At 36.5% G+C, this 22,167-nt stretch carries 17 protein-coding genes and 1 pseudogene; 6 read left to right on the top strand and 12 right to left on the bottom strand.

Annotated features, from left to right (window positions below; all coding sequences use genetic code 11):
• Window positions 1-26 precede the first annotated feature (26 nt).
• The 7 genes from ACFI4Z_RS01780 to ACFI4Z_RS01810 all read right to left on the bottom strand — a co-directional run bounded on the left by ACFI4Z_RS01780 (window position 27) and on the right by ACFI4Z_RS01810 (window position 9,284).
• Window positions 27-1,100 carry a hypothetical protein gene (locus ACFI4Z_RS01780; protein ID WP_462669077.1) on the bottom strand — a complete coding sequence of 358 codons (1,074 nt, stop codon included), beginning with the start codon at window positions 1,098-1,100 and terminating at the stop codon, window positions 27-29.
• 173 nt (window positions 1,101-1,273) lie between these two features.
• Entirely contained in the window at window positions 1,274-4,024 is a 2,751-nt protein-coding gene (locus ACFI4Z_RS01785; RefSeq protein ID WP_462669078.1) for a hypothetical protein, read from the bottom strand.
• 178 nt (window positions 4,025-4,202) lie between these two features.
• Complete coding sequence (locus tag ACFI4Z_RS01790; RefSeq protein ID WP_462669357.1) at window positions 4,203-4,325, bottom strand: HNH endonuclease; 123 nt, start codon at window positions 4,323-4,325, stop codon at window positions 4,203-4,205.
• Between the two features lie 797 nt (window positions 4,326-5,122).
• Window positions 5,123-5,896 (bottom strand): Zn-ribbon-containing protein, encoded by a 774-nt coding sequence (locus tag ACFI4Z_RS01795; RefSeq protein WP_462669079.1) that lies wholly within the window; start codon window positions 5,894-5,896, stop codon window positions 5,123-5,125.
• Window positions 5,897-6,068: 172 nt separating this feature from the next.
• Window positions 6,069-7,799: an ATP-binding protein gene (locus ACFI4Z_RS01800; RefSeq protein WP_462669080.1), complete on the bottom strand. Its 1,731-nt coding sequence runs from the start codon at window positions 7,797-7,799 to the stop codon at window positions 6,069-6,071.
• Window positions 7,800-7,809: 10 nt separating this feature from the next.
• Window positions 7,810-8,823 (bottom strand): SIR2 family protein, encoded by a 1,014-nt coding sequence (locus ACFI4Z_RS01805; RefSeq protein WP_462669081.1) that lies wholly within the window; start codon window positions 8,821-8,823, stop codon window positions 7,810-7,812.
• Between the two features lie 221 nt (window positions 8,824-9,044).
• Entirely contained in the window at window positions 9,045-9,284 is a 240-nt protein-coding gene (locus tag ACFI4Z_RS01810; protein ID WP_462669082.1) for a helix-turn-helix domain-containing protein, read from the bottom strand.
• Window positions 9,285-9,398: 114 nt separating this feature from the next.
• Here ACFI4Z_RS01810 and ACFI4Z_RS01815 point away from each other — a divergent pair, with 114 nt between their 5' ends.
• The 5 genes and pseudogenes from ACFI4Z_RS01815 to ACFI4Z_RS01835 form a co-directional block, all read left to right on the top strand.
• Window positions 9,399-9,923 carry a hypothetical protein gene (locus tag ACFI4Z_RS01815; RefSeq protein WP_462669083.1) on the top strand — a complete coding sequence of 175 codons (525 nt, stop codon included), beginning with the start codon at window positions 9,399-9,401 and terminating at the stop codon, window positions 9,921-9,923.
• On the top strand, window positions 9,923-11,347 hold the full coding sequence (locus tag ACFI4Z_RS01820) for a DEAD/DEAH box helicase (protein ID WP_462669084.1): 1,425 nt from the start codon (window positions 9,923-9,925) through the stop codon (window positions 11,345-11,347). Before ACFI4Z_RS01815 ends, ACFI4Z_RS01820 begins: the two co-directional genes overlap by 1 nt.
• A 75-nt stretch (window positions 11,348-11,422) precedes the next feature.
• Window positions 11,423-11,551 (top strand): hypothetical protein, encoded by a 129-nt coding sequence (locus tag ACFI4Z_RS01825; protein WP_462669085.1) that lies wholly within the window; start codon window positions 11,423-11,425, stop codon window positions 11,549-11,551.
• A gap of 428 nt (window positions 11,552-11,979) precedes the next feature.
• Entirely contained in the window at window positions 11,980-12,852 is an 873-nt protein-coding gene (locus tag ACFI4Z_RS01830; protein WP_462669086.1) for a hypothetical protein, read from the top strand.
• Between the two features lie 209 nt (window positions 12,853-13,061).
• Window positions 13,062-13,361: pseudogene (locus tag ACFI4Z_RS01835) on the top strand (DUF2310 family Zn-ribbon-containing protein); the annotation flags it as partial.
• Window positions 13,362-13,399: 38 nt separating this feature from the next.
• Here the strand turns inward: ACFI4Z_RS01835 and syd are convergent.
• Entirely contained in the window at window positions 13,400-13,939 is a 540-nt protein-coding gene (syd, locus tag ACFI4Z_RS01840; RefSeq protein ID WP_462669087.1) for a SecY-interacting protein, read from the bottom strand.
• Window positions 13,940-13,998: 59 nt separating this feature from the next.
• On the opposite strand from syd, the gene queF reads away from it, so the two are divergent.
• Window positions 13,999-14,844, top strand: a complete 846-nt coding sequence (gene queF, locus ACFI4Z_RS01845) for an NADPH-dependent 7-cyano-7-deazaguanine reductase QueF (protein ID WP_099295859.1) — start codon at window positions 13,999-14,001, stop codon at window positions 14,842-14,844.
• A gap of 33 nt (window positions 14,845-14,877) precedes the next feature.
• On the opposite strand, the gene ACFI4Z_RS01850 is transcribed toward queF, so the two are convergent.
• The 4 genes from ACFI4Z_RS01850 to ACFI4Z_RS01865 are packed head-to-tail and all read right to left on the bottom strand — an operon-like array spanning window position 14,878 to window position 22,035.
• Window positions 14,878-15,747, bottom strand: a complete 870-nt coding sequence (locus tag ACFI4Z_RS01850; protein WP_462669088.1) for a peptidylprolyl isomerase — start codon at window positions 15,745-15,747, stop codon at window positions 14,878-14,880.
• A gap of 29 nt (window positions 15,748-15,776) precedes the next feature.
• The gene (locus ACFI4Z_RS01855) at window positions 15,777-16,571 is read right to left on the bottom strand and encodes a type 2 periplasmic-binding domain-containing protein (RefSeq protein ID WP_135474980.1); all 795 of its coding nucleotides are present in this window, start codon (window positions 16,569-16,571) and stop codon (window positions 15,777-15,779) included.
• 41 nt (window positions 16,572-16,612) lie between these two features.
• Window positions 16,613-20,311 (bottom strand): autotransporter assembly complex protein TamB, encoded by a 3,699-nt coding sequence (gene tamB, locus ACFI4Z_RS01860; RefSeq protein ID WP_462669089.1) that lies wholly within the window; start codon window positions 20,309-20,311, stop codon window positions 16,613-16,615.
• Window positions 20,311-22,035, bottom strand: coding sequence for an autotransporter assembly complex protein TamA (locus ACFI4Z_RS01865; protein WP_462669090.1), 1,725 nt, complete (start codon window positions 22,033-22,035; stop codon window positions 20,311-20,313). The genes tamB and ACFI4Z_RS01865 overlap by 1 nt, the downstream gene beginning before the upstream one ends.
• Window positions 22,036-22,167 lie beyond the last annotated feature (132 nt).

Genomic DNA, 22,167 nt, shown 5'->3' on the forward strand with positions numbered 1-22,167 from the left:
GTTGCGAATCACTTTTGAACCGTTTGTTATATGAAATCATACCAAGAGCACTTGCTTTCTTTGTACATAGGATAATAATTGTGCATCAATCGAAGAAAACCCAGTTTTTGACCTTGCACAGTATTAACTACTCTGTGTGACAACCCATTTCCTTTAGTAGACATATAATCTACGTCTTCAACAGTCATGACATCCGCATTAATTTTGGTTTCGTCGAAACTAACCTTAGAACGACTATTCTTAACTAGAATACCTCTTTTCGCTTTTAGAGTATTTATAGCAGCACAAAACCCATAGTCTTCTCTCAAAGTAAGCCCTAGAACAGCGGAAATCTTCTCGTACCCCCCCGAAACAAAAGAATCTATTTGGACTGAGCTACTAGTGACGGTATTTACAGATTTTTTTCTAGTTGTAAGTAACTCATATGCCCCCTCCTCTTTTGGGTTCCATATACAATGACCAAGACCTAGTAATGCTTCAACAACAAGAGGTAAACCGCTTTGACCAGTGACTAATTGAGCAGTAATGCCATACATTGGAACTTCGTCCATTGCTAACAATGTGTCATTAATAATTATTACACATACATCAGTCTCACTAACTAAACCATCTTCTAGGTAACCATTAAACTTATCGTTTTTCTCTTTTACTGCCCCAGTTATTTTTAATAGCGCCCTTTGACTCTCGGCATTTTTATCATCAGAGTTTGGATTAAGCATTCTTGATTTATTATTTAAATGTTCCCACATATCTAGCATTGGGGGCTTTGGTGGTGACGGTGAAGGTGTAATTACTTCAAACCAATATACTTGTCCATCTTTTTCTGCCCGAAAATCAGGGCCTTTATTCGAGCTTGATAAACTAGTAAAACCGTTGTTTCTTAAGTAATCAAAAACAAGTAATTCAGACAGCCGCTGCTCATAGCTATAACCACTTTGCAGCAAAATTGATTTTTCAAAATGGCTGTCAGCTAAACCTAACTTTATGTAGTCATCTAATACGCCTACTAGATAATCTACCGCTAATTGCCTATATGACATCATATCAGGGTATCTAAGTCCAAGCTTAAAATACCACTTTTTAGTAAGTTCTAATCTCATTTTGTTCCTTCAATGTAATGGTTTTTTACTAAGAAAATGACCATCTTTTGATCGTATAGCCTTTAGCTGCCCGCCAGATCAATCTAAACCAGTTCATCTAACATTCTGAGGTTTGATAAAAAGGTTCTCACATGAGAGTTACTTAACATACCCAACCCATTCATCAAAACAAGTTATGGAAGCTTGGCATTTAGCATACCTTTATATTTATCATCATCACAAACTGCTATAGCTTCCTTTAGTATTTCAATGTAGCCTGGATCGCCAATTCTTTTTAAAATATCACTCTTTAGTTCTAAAAATGAAGAAAGATATTGGCATTCATTAGGTTTTAATAAATTAATTGCAGTCTCTATATGTGTTTTAGAATCTAAATTATTACCTAAGTTAAATTGAGCTTTTGAAAGCCAATAATGAACAAATGGCTCATTATTATTATCTTTAAGTAAAGCCTTACTTTCTTGTTCAGATTTTTCATACTGACAAGCTCTACAATATATTTCTGCAATTCTGCGTTTATCAAAAGCGTTCTTATTATTGATATCATCGTAATATTCGAGCGCCAAGAAAAACATTGATTTAGCCTTTTCGATACAAAGAGGCTCATGCACTTTTCCCGCCTGCAAATATAAATTTGCAATAGATTTTTTCGCATAATTATCTTTCACAACTCTTGCTGAGGGTAGTGATAATGCATTAAATAAATCTAAAAATTCCTTTGGCTTTTGGAAAGCTAAGTTCTGTGAAAAGACAGAAAAGGCACGGTAAGCTTGGTCATAGCCATATGACATAGACTCTTTTATTAAATCAGAAACAGTATCTAGAAATTTGTTATTAAATTCAGACCTAAATTTAACTAACTCCTTACGAGCGGTAAGCTCAAAAGCGGCCAAATAAACGGATATAGAAGCTTTGTTACTTTTCGATTTAGATGACTCTAAAATCGATTCTATTAATGCTTTTGCGCCAACTGAATCCTTTTCCTTTATAAGTATTCTCGCCAGTTGAAGTTGCGCTTCTCGAAGAGGTGGCTCTTGTTCACTTAGTTCAAAGAAGATCTCCTTTGCTTGATTTTTACTTTCATCATCTTTAATCCAAAGTAATGCTTTTGCTTTATGATGCTTAATAACTATCTTAAGGTTTTCATCAACTAATTTCAGGCCAATCAAATTATCATAAATGTAAAGATTCCTTCTCAGAAATGCTTGAGCTTTGTCCCAAGAGTCTTTTGCTTCTTCATCTCTTTTGACTCTATATAATACTTCGATTGTTTCAAGAATTAGTGAAACTCTCACACTTTGATATTTATCTGCATTACCTATCGAGTCTAACTGTTCATCCAAATTTTGGAGACAGCTTTTATCTACATCGACAGGGTTTCTTGAAATAATGTGAGAGTATTGAAGAATCTCGGTTTTATTATCTTTTAATAAATTACTAATTAATTCCTCATGTCTACATGATACTTTTAGAAAGCAAGACCAATCTTTCTCTCTCGCATCTGTCAAATAATTTGAGACCTCACTTCTAATATCAAAGTCAATCAAACTTACATGGTCTAAAATTTCATAAACAATATCGTGTATTTTTAATACATCACGAGAGGCTTGAGTTAGAGCAGCCGACCTTTTTAACTTAGATATTCCAATTGGTTTAATTGCAGACTTTGCAAAAGATGAGTCAATATGTTTTGTCCGACAACTCCGAATAAAACTCAATTCATTTTTAAATGCCTCACCAAGATGCCCTAGAAGACGTTCAGCTAATAGCTTGTTTTTGTCATCAGAATATTGATGGATATAATCACAATCAAGTCGGACATCTTCCCATTCATATTCGCCACTTATTAAATTTGCATTCATAAGAGAGTACACAAGCGGATAACCGCCAATTAACTTGTAAAGGTAAGTGAAAATATCATCAGGACAAGAAGTGCCAACATTGTTTTCAAGTAGTTGCTTTGTAGAAATTTCATCTAATAATGGGAGGTTATAATCAGATGGAAAATAAACCTCTCTTCGTGTAGCTATAATCACAGAATTATTACCGCATAACTCTTTAAGCTCTTCATTTGATGAACTTATTGATAGGTTATCCAATATCAACAAACATCTACGGCTTTTAATTATTCCAAGTAAGTTGAAAGTATGACTATTGCGGTATAAATCCCAAGCCCCTAAGTCCTCTAATCTCTTGACATTTGATGCATCCAACCATATTACAATTTCATAATCATCTTTAATTTTATGAGCAATCGAGTTAGCCAAACTAGACTTTCCTATTCCACCCAGACCTGAGATTACTATTGATTCTCTCTTCGATAGCTGTTCAATTAATGAAGCTTCAATCCCGTCTCTAGATACATAGTTTTCAAATTTTTGAGGTAAAGAAAGGTTTAATATAGACTCATTACGAATTTGCTTTAAATATGGTAAAAAGTAGCTAAGTCGCTCAATTTCAGATTCATCGAATAGCATTTCATCAATAATATATTCAGCTATCATTCTTGAATCCCACACTAATACTTCAAAATTTAGGTACTTCTTAATTCGTGCAGCTCTCCTGTTCAAAAGAGTCTGCATTTTAGGTGAACAATTGCTGCCGCCTAACAGCAGTAATTTATTTAAGGAATTCTTGTAATGACTAAATGCATGTCGAGTATCGTTTTTAATTTTTTCTAAGTTGGTGAAATATTTTTTGCTAGAACTGTATTCTGTTACAACAGATGCCATTACTGAAACGCTATCTACTATATATCCAACGGGTGCCCCATCAGCATTAGTACCTTTATTTATCATTTCATATTCTGAAAAATAATGATTCGAAACAATATAACCAAAGCGTTCAAAATTATTCCCATTAAGGACCTTAGATATTTCTTTGCTCAATAAAGCAATATAAGTGTCTCGTACTTCTTGTTTCATTATTATTCCATTCCTATAAAGGGCAACCAATAACACACATTATTTAAACAGAGCAAATGGATCTTTATTAAGTTTGCGTTTGCCAAGTTTGATAAAAGTAACTTTTACCAAAGCTTCTAACTAATTGCTAGCCCTAATAAAATTGATTTACACATAGACTAATGTCAAAGAAGAGGCTCTAATTATGAAATTTTAACAGTGTACAGAATTTATCGATTGTTACCCCAAAATGTGCCTTTCTATGACAGTTAGGACACAATGCTATGATATTCTCTAGTGTATCTAACCCACCTTCACTCAGGGGGGCTTAACATGATGTACTTCTAGATAAGGAGTTTTATTTTTTGCTCGTATAAAAGGTGCTGACAACTCACGCATTTCACAACATGAAACTGATCTATGTTTATTAGTTTCCATATTTCATCCAATAATTCTAATCGAAACTCAGTGATAGTTTCTTCAAAAGCATCAAGATATATTTTTACGATACTATCATTTAATAATTTTTCAGTTGAATTGCCGCTTAGTTCAATGTCCGTTGAGCTTAAATTATTTGCAATTGCGCTTTCTATGCTCCTGCCTTTATTATCTTTTAGCTCATAGAAGATTGGGAAACGATTGTGACTTTGAATAATTTGAGAGCCGTTTTCTCAATATTGTAGATTTCCCCTGACCTGCAAGCCATTTTATCAAAAGAGCTTTAGTCTCATATAATGTAGTCTTATCCGGGATTTCAAAAGAAACACTGTGACCCACTTTTAGGACACATATCGGAACAAATACATCATCAACAAAGATAGACTTATCTTTCGATGCAATTGTTTTAATGTGCAAAACTTTATTACAGTAATCTATATAACTTTTCTTGAACTTTTTAGCTCAATTAGCTCATATTTTTGACGTTAAGAATCAAAAAACGAGCCAACTGCTTTTTTGCAACTTCTTTAACTGCAATAGATGATGCACTATGAGCAATACTTTCGAACACTAACCTTCTCCATGTTGTAGAGTATGTCTCAATGTTAGCTAACTCATACGAATTTCTTTTAAAGTTGATATCTTTCAAACGAAAAAACTTAGAATAAATTTCTGAAACGTTTACTGATGATCCCACGAAATATTTGAAATTATTCCACAAGTATTACATTTAAAATCAAAAAGTCCAAACCACGCTTCATCCTGTAGCCAGTCACCATTACAACTTGGACATTTGCGCTCAAGCTCTGATTCTTTATTCTGTCCGCCAACGCGATATAAATAATAATACACTGGCTTGTTAGTTAAATAGGCTATTCGCTTCCTTAAAGACTGCCCTCTTCTATATAAATCACTATCAACATCAGAAAGCTCTTTAATAGCTGCAAACTCACACCTAGTAGCTGCGTTGATCTGGATTTGATCGCAAGATTGCCAATCCTCTTTCCATTTTATCAATGCCTTATAGTCACCATTTGAGATTGCAGGTAACTTGTATAACGGAACTGGAAGAAAATCATCACCGCAATAGATAGGGCTACATGTGTGCACATAAGTCGTATAAATGATATAGCTGCTTGGCTCTTTACATTCATCTGAACCATTAGAGTGAATATCTTGCCCAATTACTTTTACTTTTGGATGCAGGAGTCCAACTTCTGTAAGCTTATTAAGGCTGTGCTTAACAAATGGGCTATGATTCAAAGGATGAAGAGAGTCTTTTTCTGGACACATAACACGAGTCACAAAATACCCTTCATTCAGAACTGTTGGAAACTCATCTCCAATAATCTGACCATTAAATCGAAATGCATTAACTAGTTGAATAATCGCATGTTCTGCATCTGCTAAAGAAGTATCTTGGTAGCAGTCAAAAATCAAATCAACAACGAACATATATTAATAACCCACAGTTTAAAGAAAGATTTAAAACGACTAAGTGTACCAGAATTAAAAAATGATGCTTAACACTTGCGATGGGAGTGTGATGTGTATCCTATCGCAAGTTCAAGTTAAACATAATAATTTTCATTCAGTTATCATTCTTAAAACAATTATAACAGTACCACTACTGAATGTTCTGCTTTCTCCAATTGTCGATTGCAGTATTAAGTCTATTATCTGGAGTATCGTCCTGCCACTTATCCCAAAAATCAACCGTACCACTATTTGGCTTGTTAAGAGGTTCATCCACTCTAATTCGACTTGGTAACAAACACGCATCACCAACAACTAATGCTTCACCTGTATCTAAAGTTGGCAATATATCACTAAACCCCCCCAAGCTATCAGGTAATAGTCTCTTGACCACTAATTGATCTTCTGAATTGGTCAACCTCATTGAAACAAAATTACTGCACTGGCTAAGCATGGTTTTATTAACTTCCGAAGGACGTTGGCTAATAACCACTAAACTAACACCGTACTTTCGTCCCTCTTTAGCTATTCTCTCAAAAATGTCCAGTGAGATATCATCTGAAGCACCAGAAGCGTTTCTTTGTGGCATATACAAGTGAGCTTCGTCGCACATTAATGCAATTGGGTGTCTTAATTGTGAAGGTGTCCACTGTTGCAAAGAGAAAGCCATTCTTGCAACAAGAGAAACAATAAGGGGCAGTATATCCGAAGGCACCTCAGAAAAATTTATGATCTTTATACCTCCTAAACCATTTTCTTCTGTGCTCCCTAAAAGAGCAGTAGCTAGTTCTTGCAGCCAATCAAACCTTAGCGTATCGGCCCCTCCTTGAAATAAAAAACCTAGCCTTCTATCCGATAATTTATTTTCAAGACGAGCGATCATTCTGCTCAATTTCCCATTGAACTCGCCAGCTTTAGTAGAACCAGCTCTTGCTCCTGGAACTTGTTCAGTGTTTATATTATTCAATTCTACAAGTAAATCTTGAATGTCAAAGGGAACCGGACTATCGACAGTAAAGTTATCTAAAACATCATTAAACTCACCACCTGTGAGGTACTTCCTCTTTGCAGCATTCACCTCTCTTGACATAATCATAGACTGATTAGGAGCGTTTTGGTCACTACGTTCAACGAACATAGAAACTAGGGCTTCATAAGACAGGAGCCAATACGGTAAGTAAATTGCTCCATCGTTTAATGTCCTTTCAGCATCGATATCAGCAGGGCCAGCTACCTTGAAATGCTTAATTCCTAATTGGTTTAATGGCTCATACTCTCCATGCAAATCAAAAACAATAGCATTGGAAGTTTCTAAATTTGCCATTTGCTCAATAATCTTAGCTGTCGTCCAAGATTTACCGGAACCTGTGCTGCCGCCAATAAATGCATGACGCTGGAAAAACTTGTTACCATTCAGATATGCAGTAGCTTGTTCATCAAGAGTGTATTTACCTAAAGTTAATGACGATGCTTCATCACCAGTGCGTGACAATATGCGCATAAAAGCCGTAAGTTTGATACCCTCTAACGCAAAGCAATTAGCATCAATTTCAGGAACACTATCTAAAGTTCTTCTAAAAACATTTTCAGCTGCTCCATCTCTATCTAAGAATGTCCCTATCAATGCAACTTTACAAAGGTTCAACTCATGAACTTCATTATTGTCGTTGCCTTCTAACAGCTCAGCTATTTTTTTTCTCGTAACTTGACTGATCAAACCAATCAAATGCTGTCCCTGCTTACTACTCTGAAGAACTGCTAATCGATTAACTTGTAGACGTTTTAATAAATCTGCATTTGCTACTTCAACAATTACAGTTGTTGTATCAACAGAAACAACCTTACCAAGTGCGTCATCATCACCATAATTAAAAATAGTCATACTTCGCTCCTTAAAGAATTAAATTTAAATACCCTTCTAATGACCAGTGATTCGCACTGACTTTAATCGGATCATCAACTTGAGATGAATAGATGATAGATTCATCATCATTGTCGCCACGTTCAATTGCTAAATAGTTTTCAACTCCGTTTTCAAATAAGAACATCCTCGTGGCATCACTTAATTGATAAGTGATGATAGCGATCGATGCTTTATCTCTCACACACTTTTGGATAAGTTTTTCTTGAATATGTTGATCATTAAAACCAAATCCAACTGCCAAATAACTATTGGCATTTGCTATCGCGCCATCAGCTTCAGCGATTATAGTTCTAAATGGTTCTAAGTGGGTAATTCGGTACTTTTCTGAACCAGGTGTTACAATTTGCGGCTGGAAATTTGTTGGGATTGATTCCGAGTTACTAAAACCCACCACCTCACCTGATTCTGATTTAAACCAATCTAATGAACCATGCACTTTCCAGATATTAACAACACGATCACATCGTAAATAATCAGGCTCTTTTAACAAACGCCTAAACCCGTGAGAAAAACCAGTGTAATGGTGAACTCCCTCCTGCTCACATGCATACTCACACAATCGATCATAGTTTGTAGTGACAATATCAATGGCTCTTGCGGTACTCTTAAAGTAATGACTTAAAAGGCGTCCTAAATGGAAATAATTACGCTCAGGTAATGAAGCATTAAAAACAACTAAATCTTCATTATTAATCAGTAACCATGTATTGGAAACAATCTGATTTGTTAAACCACCAGACATATCAACTTGGTGTAAAGCTGTTTCCAGATCAACATGATTGTCTAATAAAGTAACAAACTGCTCCCATTTAGTATTATCATCTCCCTCGAAAACATCTCTATTAATACTTTGTTTGAGATACTCAGCTAAACCCCACATCCCTGACATTCCAAACGCTGCTGAGGCTCCACTACCTAATATAATAGTGGGAGATTGAGCGTAATAGCTTTGTGCTTGTTTGTAAAAATCAAATGTCGGCATGTAAATCCTTTTAGTGTATTTAAATACAATATTTAATTTCTGATATATCGAAAAAATCAGAACTCAATCATTCTAGCTTTATATAAATGTAACAAACTCCTTTTTTCAATGATACCTTTTAGCTTTTATAACTATCTGAAATTCAACATTGTTTGCTGTAAATCAAAATTTAGATTAATTATAATAACTTCACCATACTGCTGAGTAATATACCCTCACATTCAACTCTCCTCTGTATCTTTTAATTGATTTAATGTCGGTAGAAAATCAGATGGCTCACACTCTAGTGCAATAGAAAGCTTATAGAGGATGTCTAATGTGATATTTACCTCGCCCCTGTCGATGCGGCCAACATAACTTCTATCAATTTTTGTTACGACGGCTAACTTATCTTGAGAAATCTTCTTACTTGTTCTTATTTCACGTAATTTTTTACTGAAAATTTGGTTTCGATCATTCATCCGGTTTACTCCAAACGAAAAGACCGATCTTCCCATATTGCGGATTATATTATCACGGAGTATAATCCCACGGATTATAGTCACACTCTATGCAACTATCCTAAGAGGGTTCATATGAAGTTAAACTTTCTTATCACTCAAATTATCTTGGCTAAAAATTTTGATAACTTTTCAGCATTGGAGCTAAGAGCCGCATTTCTCGTATTGCAAGAAGATAAGAGTTTATGCCCTATTGAAGCCAGAAGGTTCTGTTATGCGGAATTGATAAAACTAGTAAGAAGAAATTGGTTAAAGAAAATTAAATCCAATAAAACTGGTGCTGTAAGCTACAAGAAAACAGCGTTATTTAATGCAGATAAAATTCTATCTGAGCCGAAAAGTTCAATGACTGAAAAGTCGGATCTTATTCATCGTTCAGAAAAAGTGGAAGCTCCCTTGTTACGCAGGTTAAACCGTTACAAAAAAGAACTGTTAATTAATTTTGGAGAACTAGAAGAGTATGAACAACTCTCAAAAGCTCACCCAGAATTAAATGAACAACTTCAAGGTAAGTACAATCAAGCCCGTGAACAAAATTCAGCTTTACTTGGCAAAATCAAAGCAATTGAAAACCTATTAAACCCAATGAGTAAACCTTAATGAAATTAAGAAAGTGGCAGAGTGAATGTGTTGAAAAAGCACTTAAACATTACTCTGAAGGAATAAAGCATTTTTTAGCACTTGCAACACCTGGTGCAGGTAAAACCATAATGGGATCAGAGCTGGCTAAACAACTATTTGAGCTAGACATGATTGATTTAGTCTTTTGTTTTGCACCTTCGAGAATTGTCGCATACGATTTTAGTCAAAGTTTGGAACAAACTATTAAAGCTCGCTTCGATGGCCTTATCGGAGCAAAAGGTAACTCAAAAACATATCAAGGAATGCAATATTTAGATGAGTCATTTTGGGATCTTTTTAAGTCGCATAGGGTTTTTGTTATCTTTGATGAGATACACCATTGTGCCGGAACAAATATCGATAACGCTAACTCATGGGGAAGACCAATAATTGAAAAAATAAAATATGGCGCTGAATATACCATTGCTCTTACTGGCACACCTTGGCGCTCTGATGCTTCTCCTGTTGCACTTTCTCAATACTGTGGTGCAACCCGAAAGATTAAATGTGATTATGTTTACGGTTTAAAAGAAGCTATACATGACAAAGTTTGCCGAGTTCCACAACTCATCGCTATTGATAACGATAATATTACGCTTACAGAAAAAGATGAAACACAGCATTTTAAGTCGTTTGCAAGTCTATTAATGGAGTCTGGTCTTCCTTATTCTAAAGTTGTTCAAAATAAGATTGTTATCGAGCAGATGCTTACAAAAGCTAACTTTCAACTAGACCAATTAAGAGTAGTTAATGGTGAGTCAGCAGGTTTAATTGTTGCTTCAAGCATTAGCCATGCTTGGAAAATCCATGATATTTTACGAAAAGCATTAGATGAAGATGCGCTTGTAGTCACAAGTGATGAAGACAACCCAAGCGAAACTATCAGACAATTCAGAAAAGGTAATGATAAATGGGTGATCAGTGTAGGAATGATTTCTGAAGGCACCAATATCCCTCGCTTGCAAGTATGTTGCCTGCTGACAAATGTGACTACAGAATTATATTTTCGACAAATCTTAGGTCGTATATTGAGAATTACGGATAAAGCAAACCAAGAGGCAATCATGTTTATGCCTGCGGAAGCTATGTTGATGGAGTTTGCAAAGAATTTAGCTCAAGATATCCCTGGTACAGTTCCAATTGTAAAAGTAGAAACCACGACCAATTCTGTTGACTTAGAAGGTGATGATAATCCTATATCTGAAGCAGAAAATGATATTAAGGATAGTTTGCTCACATCTGATATCGATCTTGATTGTTCAAAAGCCTTTTTACAGCCTTCAGAAATAACACAAGTATCAGACAAACAATTAATACAGTGTGATCTAAGCGACAATTACGAAAAAGAATTAGGTATATATGGGCGGTTTAAGCAAGAAATACTAGAAATCAGAGACTTCTAGTATTTTGAGTAATGGACTTCCCAAAGTTTACTACGCCAAATGAATTACATTATAACTTCTACTAAGAGTTGTTTTATGGATAAAGGCAAGCGTCATACCCTCAAACTTAAATTGGGTACTTTTAAACAAATTACTGAGCGTGGATCTTTAATTGAAGAAGTCGCTGAACGATTAGGTATTTGTACCAAAACGTTATATCACTGACGGAGCCAGTTAATAGATAAATCTAAATCCGTTCAATCACCAGATGAAAAACTTAAAAGCATATTATTCTGAATTAAAAGCTGGTCTAGTAAAACTTGGGCAGTTCAGTTCGAAAGGTGGCGAAAAGGAGGGTTATTTTCTTTCAATGATTTCATGGCTGATTTAGCTATACTAAGAACATCTTATAAATATACAGTTCGGGATATAGCTCTAGTCCCCTATTTCTTAATTGTACATTCAAACTAAATTATTAAAAGAGTCAATTCTCATAGAGGAAGTTGTAAATCTATTTAAAAAATATAAGTTTTATAAGGCTCTAGCTCAAAAACGGTTTGTCCTATACCAAAAAACAGGACGGCTAAATCCATAGCTCACATTTACTCTATTGATATAACTACATGTAAGCAACAACATTAAAGAATAAGTAAATGAACCAACATAACGAACATTCATCTTACAGAGAAAAGCTAATTGAACATTTGTTTATAAGCGAATTACTTAAGCTGTCTTGGCTTGAACACGAGTGTAGCCTTGAGATCGCAAAACCAGAAGTAGATAACTCAGGGTATGATGTTATTGGTGAGTGTTATGGTGTGATTAGACATATTCAGTTAAAAGCCTCCTTCATCACATCTTCTACTTCAAAGCAAAACATACACATGAAACTAGCCGATAAACCTTCAGGCTGTGTTATTTGGATTATTTTTGACGAAAACACTTTAGAATTTAAGAATTTTTTATTTTATGGTGACGTTGCAGGTGAACCTTTACCTGGTATTGAAAACTTCAAGACTGCACGTCATACAAAGGGCAATAAGGATGGTATTAAGAATGAACGACCAAATATTAAAATAATCAATAAAGGACTATTCCAGTCTATTAATTCCGTTAGAGAATTATTCAATATACTTTTTTGTATAGATCATTCTGAAAAAGATAATAGTGAGGCTTGTATCACCCCAAGAAATGAGAGTTCGGACATCGAGAATCATACTGTAACTCGCTCTAAAAGCTTTAACAAACTAAACAGAATAAAGATATGGTCTCAAAAGCCTTGGCAAAAGAACTATCAATTAATAAAAGGTTTTTTAGAGTTAAAATCAACAGATAACGCTGTGTATTTTGATCAATTAATAACATACTGCTCAAATGTTTATGGTGAAACTGAGGGTATTTGGAAGAATAACTTTAACTCGATGAAAACTGATTATGGAAACTCACACGGTAAAGTATTTTATATAATCAATAATGAAGTCAATATATATGATGAAGTGAAGAGCGAAATAGAGAAATACTATTAAACGAAGACTCCGCATATTAATTCTTGTTTGAAATAATAGTTTGTTTTTTTAGACTGAAATTAAAAGGCAACTTAAGCTTCAGTTTTTTTAGACTGACACCGAAATACAAACAAAAGCTAAAAAATTAGCCTCTTTTATTGTAAAAAATTATAGGCTTGCAATTAATATTGAAGCTATATTGAGAAACTAGTATCCAACATTAAGAGATCCAAATTCAAATTAATGGCGCTACGCGGTGCGAGTTCCCGGCGCTGGATGAAATATCAAACATAGAAAGCGATTTATCTCGGCGTGGAAAAGACATCGCTAAACGTATTAAATTTTTAACTAAAAAACCAGTTTACTACTACTTATACCGAGTAGGTGGGAAAGATAAAGCCTCTGAGTTAGCGCGAAGGTGCCCCAGCTGCGACAGTGATTGGAAGCTACCTGAGCCGTGGTTTGGTTTATTCGATTTTAGGTGTGAACCATGCGGCTTAGTATCTAACATTTCATGGGACTTTCAATAATAAATTTCGCGGAGTGAATGATACTCCGCTAATATTTTTTAAACTTTAAGTGCTTTTATAAACGCTTCTAGATTTGGAGCTAGTACGTGGTGAGGTTTTTTACCCACGTATTCCAAACACACTTCACCACTTTCAACTAATACTGTAACAAGCAAGTCCTCTTGCTCTGTTAAGCCTATGAACACGCTGGGTTGTTGCTTTAGCTTGCGTTTCATTAATACATGACCGGTGATATTTTGCTGAAGTAAGTCAAAGTCATCGTCACTCCAAGCTTGTAGTAACTCTACTTTATGGTCTTCAATTATCGCAACAATGCCGCCACCAAAAAAAGACCCATAATAGTCTGAAAGTTCCTCAGGAAACGTAAAATCAAGCGCGCTAGCTAAATCAGTCAATGAGCCTGATTCACTACGACGAACAGCTTGCCACTGGATCTGCCCATGCTCATTGGTTTCACCCACTTCACATGGACTAGGCCAGCTATCATCCTGCTCTATGAGTGGTAATTTGTTGGTTTTCTCTAGGGTGTGTTGTGCAAATTCTTGATGAAGTTGCTCTAACTGGGTAACAATAGACATACTGCGAAACTCATTAGCTTTAGGTATAATGAAGCCATTGTAACTACAAAAGACGCAACATGACAGATTACAGCAACTCACCCGAACTAAAAGGCAGCGTACTTGGCCAATCAACCGAGTATGTAGATACCTATACACCTAGCTTACTTTTTCCTATCGCTCGAAAGCTTAACCGTGATGATTTAAATATCGACGAAGCACAGTTACCTTTTAAAGGACAAGATATATGGACTGGCTACGAAGTATCTTGGCTAAATAATAAAGGAAAACCGATGGTTGGCGTCGCGTTATTTGAGTTTCCTTGTCAAACTAGCCATATCATCGAATCAAAGTCATTTAAACTGTATTTAAATAGTTTTAACCAAACCCGATTTGATTCAGTTGATAAGGTTAAAAGCACATTAAGTAATGATTTATCTGTAGCTGTTGCAATGCCTGTAAAGGTTACTTTGTATAGCCCAGATGAATACAACTGCTTACCTTGCACACCTTTACCTGGTGTGTGCATTGACGATTTAGACATTGAGATCGATAGTTATGACTTAGATGCTCAAAGTCTCAAAAGCGCATCTGATGAGTGTGTGACCGAAACACTTCACAGCCACCTACTAAAATCGAATTGTTTAATCACTTCACAGCCTGATTGGGCAAGTATCATTATTCGCTATTCGGGTGAAAAAATTTGTAAAGAGTCGTTATTGCGGTATTTAATTTCGTTTCGTACTCATAATGAATTTCATGAGCAATGCGTAGAACGTATTTTCTGCGACTTAAATACTCAGCTAAAGCTATCAAATTTAGAAGTCTATGCTCGTTATACTCGCAGAGGTGGCTTAGACATTAATCCGTACCGCTCTACAAGTAATAACACAGTGCCATTTAATGTAAAAATAAACCGCCAATAGCTGTTAACTTAAACTAACCCCATGCATTTGGGGTTAGCGGGAAACACGTCGTGTCGGGATAGGCATTGAACATACATCAATGTAACCTGGTGATTCAACAAACCACGCTTCACTGCGATTTTTGCGGGCCTCGATCAGTGCTTTAAACGCAGCGGATTCAGTACGCATTACTTCAAACTGACTGTCGTCATCTTTGGCGATATCATTTAATACCTGCACATCAGTAATAGGATTAAATGTTTTCCCGTTAGTTGGCAGCCTGTCCAATCGGTTAAAGTACTCTATCCCCTCTAAAACACGACCGAAAACTGTAATATTCCGATCCAAATAACGTTGGCTATTGCCTATTGTGGTGTAAAACTCAGTCCCCCCACTATCAGTTTCATTCCCTCTGGCCATCGCAAAAATGCCGTGGCAATGAACTTGCCACGTTTGGGTCTTTGTCTCATTTTGAGCCACCGCAAACCCATTTAAAAAACCAGTAATCGGGGCATAGCCGTCACTTTTATCAAGCTCGGTAATCATCAGTGGTTTTGGGGTTTTCAAATAAAACTCTGCAGGTATCTTTTTATTGGCTGTTTTTATGAGTTTTTTACCGCTTGCATCACCACCTTGCGCCACAAAGCCTTCAACAAAACGGTATATGTTTAAGCCTTTATAAAAGCCCTCCTTAGCTAAGAGTTTAATGTTCTGAGTGTGATTTGGTGCTAAAAGCGGGTTTAACTCAATATAAGCGTCACCCATTGGTAACGATACTTTTAGCACATTACTCGGATCAACTTGTCGCCACTGTGATTGTTGTGCTTGCTCAATAATGGCAGCTGCACTGGGCTGCTGAGCATTAATTAAAGGCGAATGAAATAATAAAGAGGTGAAAATAGTAACAAAAAAGTGTTTACGCATGACAAAAGCTTATTAGGTTTTTATATAGGTTATTGCTTTAATTTATTTTTATCAAGCCAATAATGTGCTTTGTGGATAGGCGCACTGGGGGGCAATAATGGGTTTTTAAGCTCAATGATACGGCGACTACCTAATTTTGCTTGCTTAATAACCTGTGAAAAATGTTGATTAAATAGCGCTTCAAATGAACCATCATCAATCGCTTTTAATAAACCTGACTCTATTAACTTATGCAGCTTCAAATCATTTTTAGCAACAAAAAAGTACACAGCACTTGGGTATCGAATAGCAATGTATTGATCACCAACAACTTGCTCATTGTGTAAACTTGCAAGGTCGAATATTTCAAAGGGTAAAGCGTCAAAACGGCCACTGGTAAGCATATTAAGTGGGTCTGCTCCTTGCCCATACGTAATAGTCTTTAAATCGTTACTTTGAAAAATAGCAGTATCAGGCCAATCTTGGCGTAAGCCAAATGTAAATGGGCTCAGCTGCCCTGAGTGTGTAACATTTGAAAAAAGATCTTGTCTTGTATTTTGTATTAATGCAATGCGATACCCCATCAACCCCTTTACAAGAGGAATTAATATCGCTTTTGCTCTTTTCTCAGACGAAGGGCTGGTGACCGTCCAAAAAACATCAATGCCATCTTGTTCACCTAAAAGGCGTATCGCACGAGTCTGCGACGGGATTTTATCAATTTCAATTGGTTTGATGGTGATGTCTGATTTACTTAGTACTAATTTAAGCAACTCTGTAATATATGGGTGTCCTCCCGCAGTATAGCGAACTGTTAACGCCTCGGCTGCAGTCATAAATGGCATTAATATGCACCCAATAATTAAGAGTCTATTCACTTTAATAATTATTCATCCCAATCAAATTTATATAATATGTCAATACTTCGAGTTAAGCCATTGGTCGCCTCGACATACAATTGAGAGAGGAGCTGATAGCGAATGGCCACTTCGCTTAACGACTCAAACACCCCTACGCTGTATTTAACTTGGATACCGGGTGCGACATAACCTGAAATTTCAACTTTAGTGTCATCACCACTGCCTTTTGAACTAAGGCTAACATCCGATAAACCAAAGGTTTCACCTACTTTTGACACCAATCCTTCACTGCGACTCACCCCTTGTGCTAATAATAGTTGAGTTAACATGGCATCTGTTGAACTATCACCTTCATCAAGCGGCTGGCCATTTAAAAGATAAGCTAATGATTGCCCTTGATCCATGGCTGGCTCTGAAAATACTTTTAAAGAAGGTTGTTCAACATTCCCTGTTAGTGTAACCCCCGCTACGACATCATTAGCGGTGTTCTCTGGGTTACGTATTGCTTTTATATTCAAGTAAGGTTTATCAATTGGTCCGCTAAAACCAACTTGACCTTTAGTAATAATTAGATCTTGGCCAAAAGCACGATAAGTACCCTCACGTAAGTTTAGCTCACCGGTAGCAATCATGGGAGTTTGTTGATCCATTTTTATGCTTAAGTCACCGGCAACTTTAGATTCGAGCCCAAACGAATCTATACGGACATCATTTTCTACAATCAATTTTAGATCAATATCATAATCAAATGGCATTGCTTTGGACTGTTCATTTTGCTGATCAATAATAATCTCATCATCACTTACTTGCACAGCCCCTTCAGGTAATTCTTCAATAGTAATTCGCCCATAAGGGACTACAACTTGCCCTGCTAATTTGAATGCACTATCTGCAAGGCTTAATTTTAAATCTGGGGATACTTTAAAAAGCACACCTTGTTGTGCTCTAACATAAAATTGCTCACCGTCTACTGCTAAATTTACCGCTGGTTTTTCTTCTCCCCAATCAATATCGCCCGTAAGGGTTATATTGCCACCTTCACTATCGTTAAGCTTGCCATCTAATGAAGCGGTTGTATTATCAAAGCCGATATCAATATTTGAATCAACCACTGAGACTGGGAGCTGTTCACCTTGTATATTTACTTGCGCGATATTGACGTTACCATTTAACAAAGGAGCGGTGATAGAACCACTGAGTGCAATTTGACCGCTAATATCACCTTTAAGTTGTTCTAGGGTACCAATGAAAGGTTGCAAATCAGTCAGTAAAATTTGATCTATGTCTATGTTGCCAGATAATACCCGACTTGAAGGTAAATCTTGCACTGAAATATCCGCACTTATATCACCTAATAAACTAGAGCTAAGATTTGCTTGAAGCTGACCATTCACGGCGTCAGAGCTCGCCTCAAGTGTTAAAGTTTCAATAGGTAACTGATAACGTTTTTCAGCATCAATGTAGGTTGCTGAGAGCTGATGAGATTGCAATGAAGCTGTGAGCTTACTTAAACTGGCGGCTTGCCACTTTGCCTCTACTAGCCCACTAAAGCCCCCTTGTGTTGTTATGTTATGAGGAAATAAGTGTTTTAACTCAGATAAATCTAAATTATCCAATTTAGCGGCTAAATGCCCCGAGTTATCAACCTGCTTAAGTTTATCAATGCATAGCTTACTATTTTTAGTTTGCCAACAATGCTTATCAACTGAAAAATCGCCCGTATTTGTATCAAAAGTGACAGCTACCTCAGGCATTGCTGTTAACTGTATTGTATTATCAGTCAATAACACATTGCTTAGCTGTCCTTGCCAGACCTTATTAACAACAGCACCCGCTACTTCAAATTCAGCTTTGCCCTCAAGCGCGTCGAATTCAAACTGAACTCTATGGTCTTTTTTGTCTCCTGTCGCATTTAAACTTAGGCTATTAATATGCTGCCCGCCAAGCTGAGCATCCGTTATCTTGATATTGGCATTAGTTTGCCAGTCAGCAGCATAATTAAAGTCAGATTTAATAAATAACGCTGCAACCGATATGTCAGCGTATGTTAAATCCTGCACGGCTAAGTCTAAGTTAGCTATTGGTTCTAAACGCCCGCCTCGTATAGCAAGTTTCCCATTTCCTATCCCCGTGAAAGGCAGCTTTTTTTGCTCTGGTTTATCTAAATGCAGCTTTGCATCTATATTCCATTGCTGATCTATATTGCCTGTTAAAGATAATGTGTTTTCACCACTTGTAAGCTCAAATACTTTAATACTTGCATGTAAATTACTGTTTAGATCAAAGTCTGACATAAACTTAAAGTTAACGTCATCAATAAGCCCCGTTAATTGACTATCTTGCATGATTAGTTGCCAATTATCATTGGCAAACTTGAAAGACCCTGCAAATTGACCAGAAATATCACTGGTGACCACATCAGTTAAGTATTGCGCTTTAAGTTGGTCCAATTGCCCAGAAAATTGACTTGTTAAACCATTATCCCAGCTTGCTGATGCCTTTATCGTGGCGCTGCTTTCATTGGCTGCTAAAGCAAGTTGTTCCACATTTACTTGTGTTAAACCTCCGTTTAGCATCGCATTTAAATTTACTTCAGGGTAGGCACCTAGTTGACTCTTTCCAGTAAGTGTTAACACATAGTCATCTGCGTTACCTTTGCCATTTAAATCAACATTTTCAATCTTTAACGTGTTGCTTTGAGTGTTTAGCTGCCACTTCGCAATATTCGCTTTTAGTGTAAAAGGATAGTTTACTGTTTTTAAATCAGCTTTTATTTTAGCTGACAATGGGTAAAGCCCTTTGCTAATTGCATCAAGTTGAAGGTCAGTTAGATCACCACTGGCGAGTAAAGTTAATTGATTTTCTGTGCTTGCAACTTCAATTTTAGCGCTTAAAGGCGTGCGCCCTTTTAGCTCTGCTTTTAGCTCACTTGATAGATGCCATTGTAAGTAATCCGCGCTCAGCGTGTGCATTACCAACTGGTCTTTTTGCAGCGAAAGGGCTGTATTTATTTGTTTAATTTTGTGCTGTTGTTCACCTTTGGTTATGTTTACCAAGTTTACTGCTACTTGTTCAATATTTGCAGCTATAGGTGAACTAAATTCAATATCAGGTAGTGGCTCCAATGCGGTTAAAGGCTCCACTGGAGACTGTTCGCTTTGTTTTAATAACACATCAATTTGTTGAATATTCAAAGATTTTAGCGTTACTAAAGAGTCTTTTGCTTTAGCACTTAGTTGAAATTTATGAACCGTTACATCAGCACTAGAATGTGACAAGTTAAAATTCGCTATTGCAACACGTTTGATTGACAGAGCAAAAGGCAAACTCATCTCAGCAGCTTGCTCACCGAGCGTTTCATTTGATAATTCTTCGTCAACAGGTTCAACACTTTCATCCTCAGTTTGAGGATTACCGAGGTTTAAATTAATTGCCTGAGCACTTAAGTTTTCAATACAAATTCCATCGCAGTGCCACCAATATAAATCGAGTTTTAATTGCTTTGCTGTAAGGTTTAAACTCGGTGACGTATAGTCAACGTCAAATGCGTTATTATATAAAAAGCGACCATCTTTGATATTTATAGACAGTCCATCAATTAATTTATTTGCTGTATAAGCAATTAATTGGTTTCCTGATGCTGTAAATAGCAAGCAAAATAGTACAACTATCAGTGTACTAACTACGATGGTCAGTGCGGCTGTAATTTTTTTCATTTTTGACATTAAATTTCAGGCCCTATTGTAATGCTTAAACGTGTGCTTTTACTTTCTTTTGTTAGTCCCCAAGCATGATCAACCCTGACAGGCCCAACGGGCGTGAGGTAGCGAAAGCCAAATCCTGCGCCCACTTCAACTCGGTCTGAAAAATCATTGGTTGCCGTACCACTATCAATAAATAGCGCTAATCGCCAACTTTTTGCAAATTGATAATTGTACTCAATAGTACCTGACAATAAGTATTTACCACCAATTAAGCGCCCTTCTTCATCCTCTGGCGATATTGACTCGTAAGCAAAACCTCGTACGCTTTGATCACCACCTGCGTAAAAGCGAAGAGATAAAGGCACATTATTAATGTCATCAACATACATAGCCCCTAAATTTGCTTTTAAAAACAGTAAATGCTTGTCCAAATATGTGCGTAACCATGCATTTTTAAATTGTACTCGCATAATATTGGTTGTTGAAAATGCATCTTCTAAACCAAACTCTGCTGAAATAAGCCATTGCTCCCCCCAGTATGGGGTTGTTCCACCTTTAGTTTCTTTTTTGGCATAACTAATACCTGGCATCAACATTTTGGAGCTTTGTTCATCATCTCCAAATCGATAAGTTTCATAATCACGGCGAATGAACGCAGTGCGTACCCAGTCGCTCTCAGTCAACCATTGGCGTTGTAATTGTGCGGTAAATATTTCGCTATAAATATCATCCGTTATTTCGTCCTCCAGTTTGTAACCAACCGAATAACGCCATAAATCATCATTCGGATCATCAACAGGTACAGTATAACCGAATGATATATCTTGTTGTTTTTCAGCTACGTTTAAATTACTTTCAAGATAATGGCCATTTTCTGTGATCCATGGCTTTGACCATTTAAACCTTAATTTAGGTCCTAAGTCAGTGTCAAAACCACCGCCTACTTCGAAGCTGTTTGCAGGCTTATGCAATACATCTACATTTATGGGTACTTGTTGATTTGAACGGTTTGCTATATCAGCATAGACTAGAACACTATTAAAATAGGGGGTTGTAGAAAGAGAGAGGTTATACTCTGAAACAATTGACGCTTGATATTGCTCCCCCTGATTAAAATCAGCTAGTGTGCGAATATACTTTTCCGCAGGGGTTTGTTTACCTAAAATTAACGCACCAAACTGATACCTTACCCCAGTATCGAAAGTTAAAATGACTTCAGCGCTATTCGATTTTAGAGAAATCGCTAGTTGATGTGTTTGCCACTTAACATCGAAATAACCCAATTCGAGCAATTGGCTTTCAATTCTTTTGCGAGCAGAGTCGTAATGGCTGTGGTTTAAAATATCACCTTGTTTTAGCTTAATTGATTCTACTACATCCATTAGTTGCGGATCAGATTTACCGTCACCGTTTACAGTAATAAGAATATCAGCTATTCGTGTTGCAGGGCCACGTTCAATCGTTGCGACAATCTCTTGAGACTGCGCAAGATAGTTAAGCTTAATGTTAGGTTTGTAGTAGCCCAGCGCCTTCAAACTATTCGCTACTTGCTTTTTAGCATGGCTCAATAATGTACTGGTGGCTTTTTCTCCCTCTAGTTGCTTTAAATACAGCTCTACATTTTTTTCAAGTTCACCACTAATACCATTAATATCGTAACTTTTTACAACTTCGGAAGCGGCAACTAAATTGCACGATATAAAAAAGAATACTGCTGCGATGAGCGCAAATAAACGACTAGGCAAGTAATTTCCTTACTAAAAACAAGTGAACCTTTAAGAGGATTAATAATACCACAAGCCAGTACCGCGACACATCAACTCAAATGTGAAAATTAGTACGCTTAATTGCTTTATTTTGGTTACAATAGCAATAAC

The sequence above is a fragment of the Pseudoalteromonas sp. RWi3 genome, assembly GCF_054960735.1.

Excerpts from the sequence above, each read along its gene's own strand:
- ACFI4Z_RS01855 (WP_135474980.1), bottom strand. The coding sequence starts at position 16,571 with ATGCCATTTATGACTGCAGCCGAGGCGTTAACAGTTCGCTATACTGCG.
- ACFI4Z_RS01830 (WP_462669086.1), top strand. The coding sequence starts at position 11,980 with ATGAACCAACATAACGAACATTCATCTTACAGAGAAAAGCTAATTGAA.
- ACFI4Z_RS01800 (WP_462669080.1), bottom strand. The coding sequence starts at position 7,799 with ATGACTATTTTTAATTATGGTGATGATGACGCACTTGGTAAGGTTGTT.
- ACFI4Z_RS01805 (WP_462669081.1), bottom strand. The coding sequence starts at position 8,823 with ATGCCGACATTTGATTTTTACAAACAAGCACAAAGCTATTACGCTCAA.
- ACFI4Z_RS01810 (WP_462669082.1), bottom strand. The coding sequence starts at position 9,284 with ATGAATGATCGAAACCAAATTTTCAGTAAAAAATTACGTGAAATAAGA.
- tamB (WP_462669089.1), bottom strand. The coding sequence starts at position 20,311 with ATGTCAAAAATGAAAAAAATTACAGCCGCACTGACCATCGTAGTTAGT.
- ACFI4Z_RS01795 (WP_462669079.1), bottom strand. The coding sequence starts at position 5,896 with ATGTTCGTTGTTGATTTGATTTTTGACTGCTACCAAGATACTTCTTTA.
- ACFI4Z_RS01785 (WP_462669078.1), bottom strand. The coding sequence starts at position 4,024 with ATGAAACAAGAAGTACGAGACACTTATATTGCTTTATTGAGCAAAGAA.
- ACFI4Z_RS01815 (WP_462669083.1), top strand. The coding sequence starts at position 9,399 with ATGAAGTTAAACTTTCTTATCACTCAAATTATCTTGGCTAAAAATTTT.
- ACFI4Z_RS01780 (WP_462669077.1), bottom strand. The coding sequence starts at position 1,100 with ATGAGATTAGAACTTACTAAAAAGTGGTATTTTAAGCTTGGACTTAGA.
- syd (WP_462669087.1), bottom strand. The coding sequence starts at position 13,939 with ATGTCTATTGTTACCCAGTTAGAGCAACTTCATCAAGAATTTGCACAA.
- ACFI4Z_RS01825 (WP_462669085.1), top strand. The coding sequence starts at position 11,423 with ATGGATAAAGGCAAGCGTCATACCCTCAAACTTAAATTGGGTACTTTT.
- ACFI4Z_RS01850 (WP_462669088.1), bottom strand. The coding sequence starts at position 15,747 with ATGCGTAAACACTTTTTTGTTACTATTTTCACCTCTTTATTATTTCAT.
- ACFI4Z_RS01820 (WP_462669084.1), top strand. The coding sequence starts at position 9,923 with ATGAAATTAAGAAAGTGGCAGAGTGAATGTGTTGAAAAAGCACTTAAA.
- queF (WP_099295859.1), top strand. The coding sequence starts at position 13,999 with ATGACAGATTACAGCAACTCACCCGAACTAAAAGGCAGCGTACTTGGC.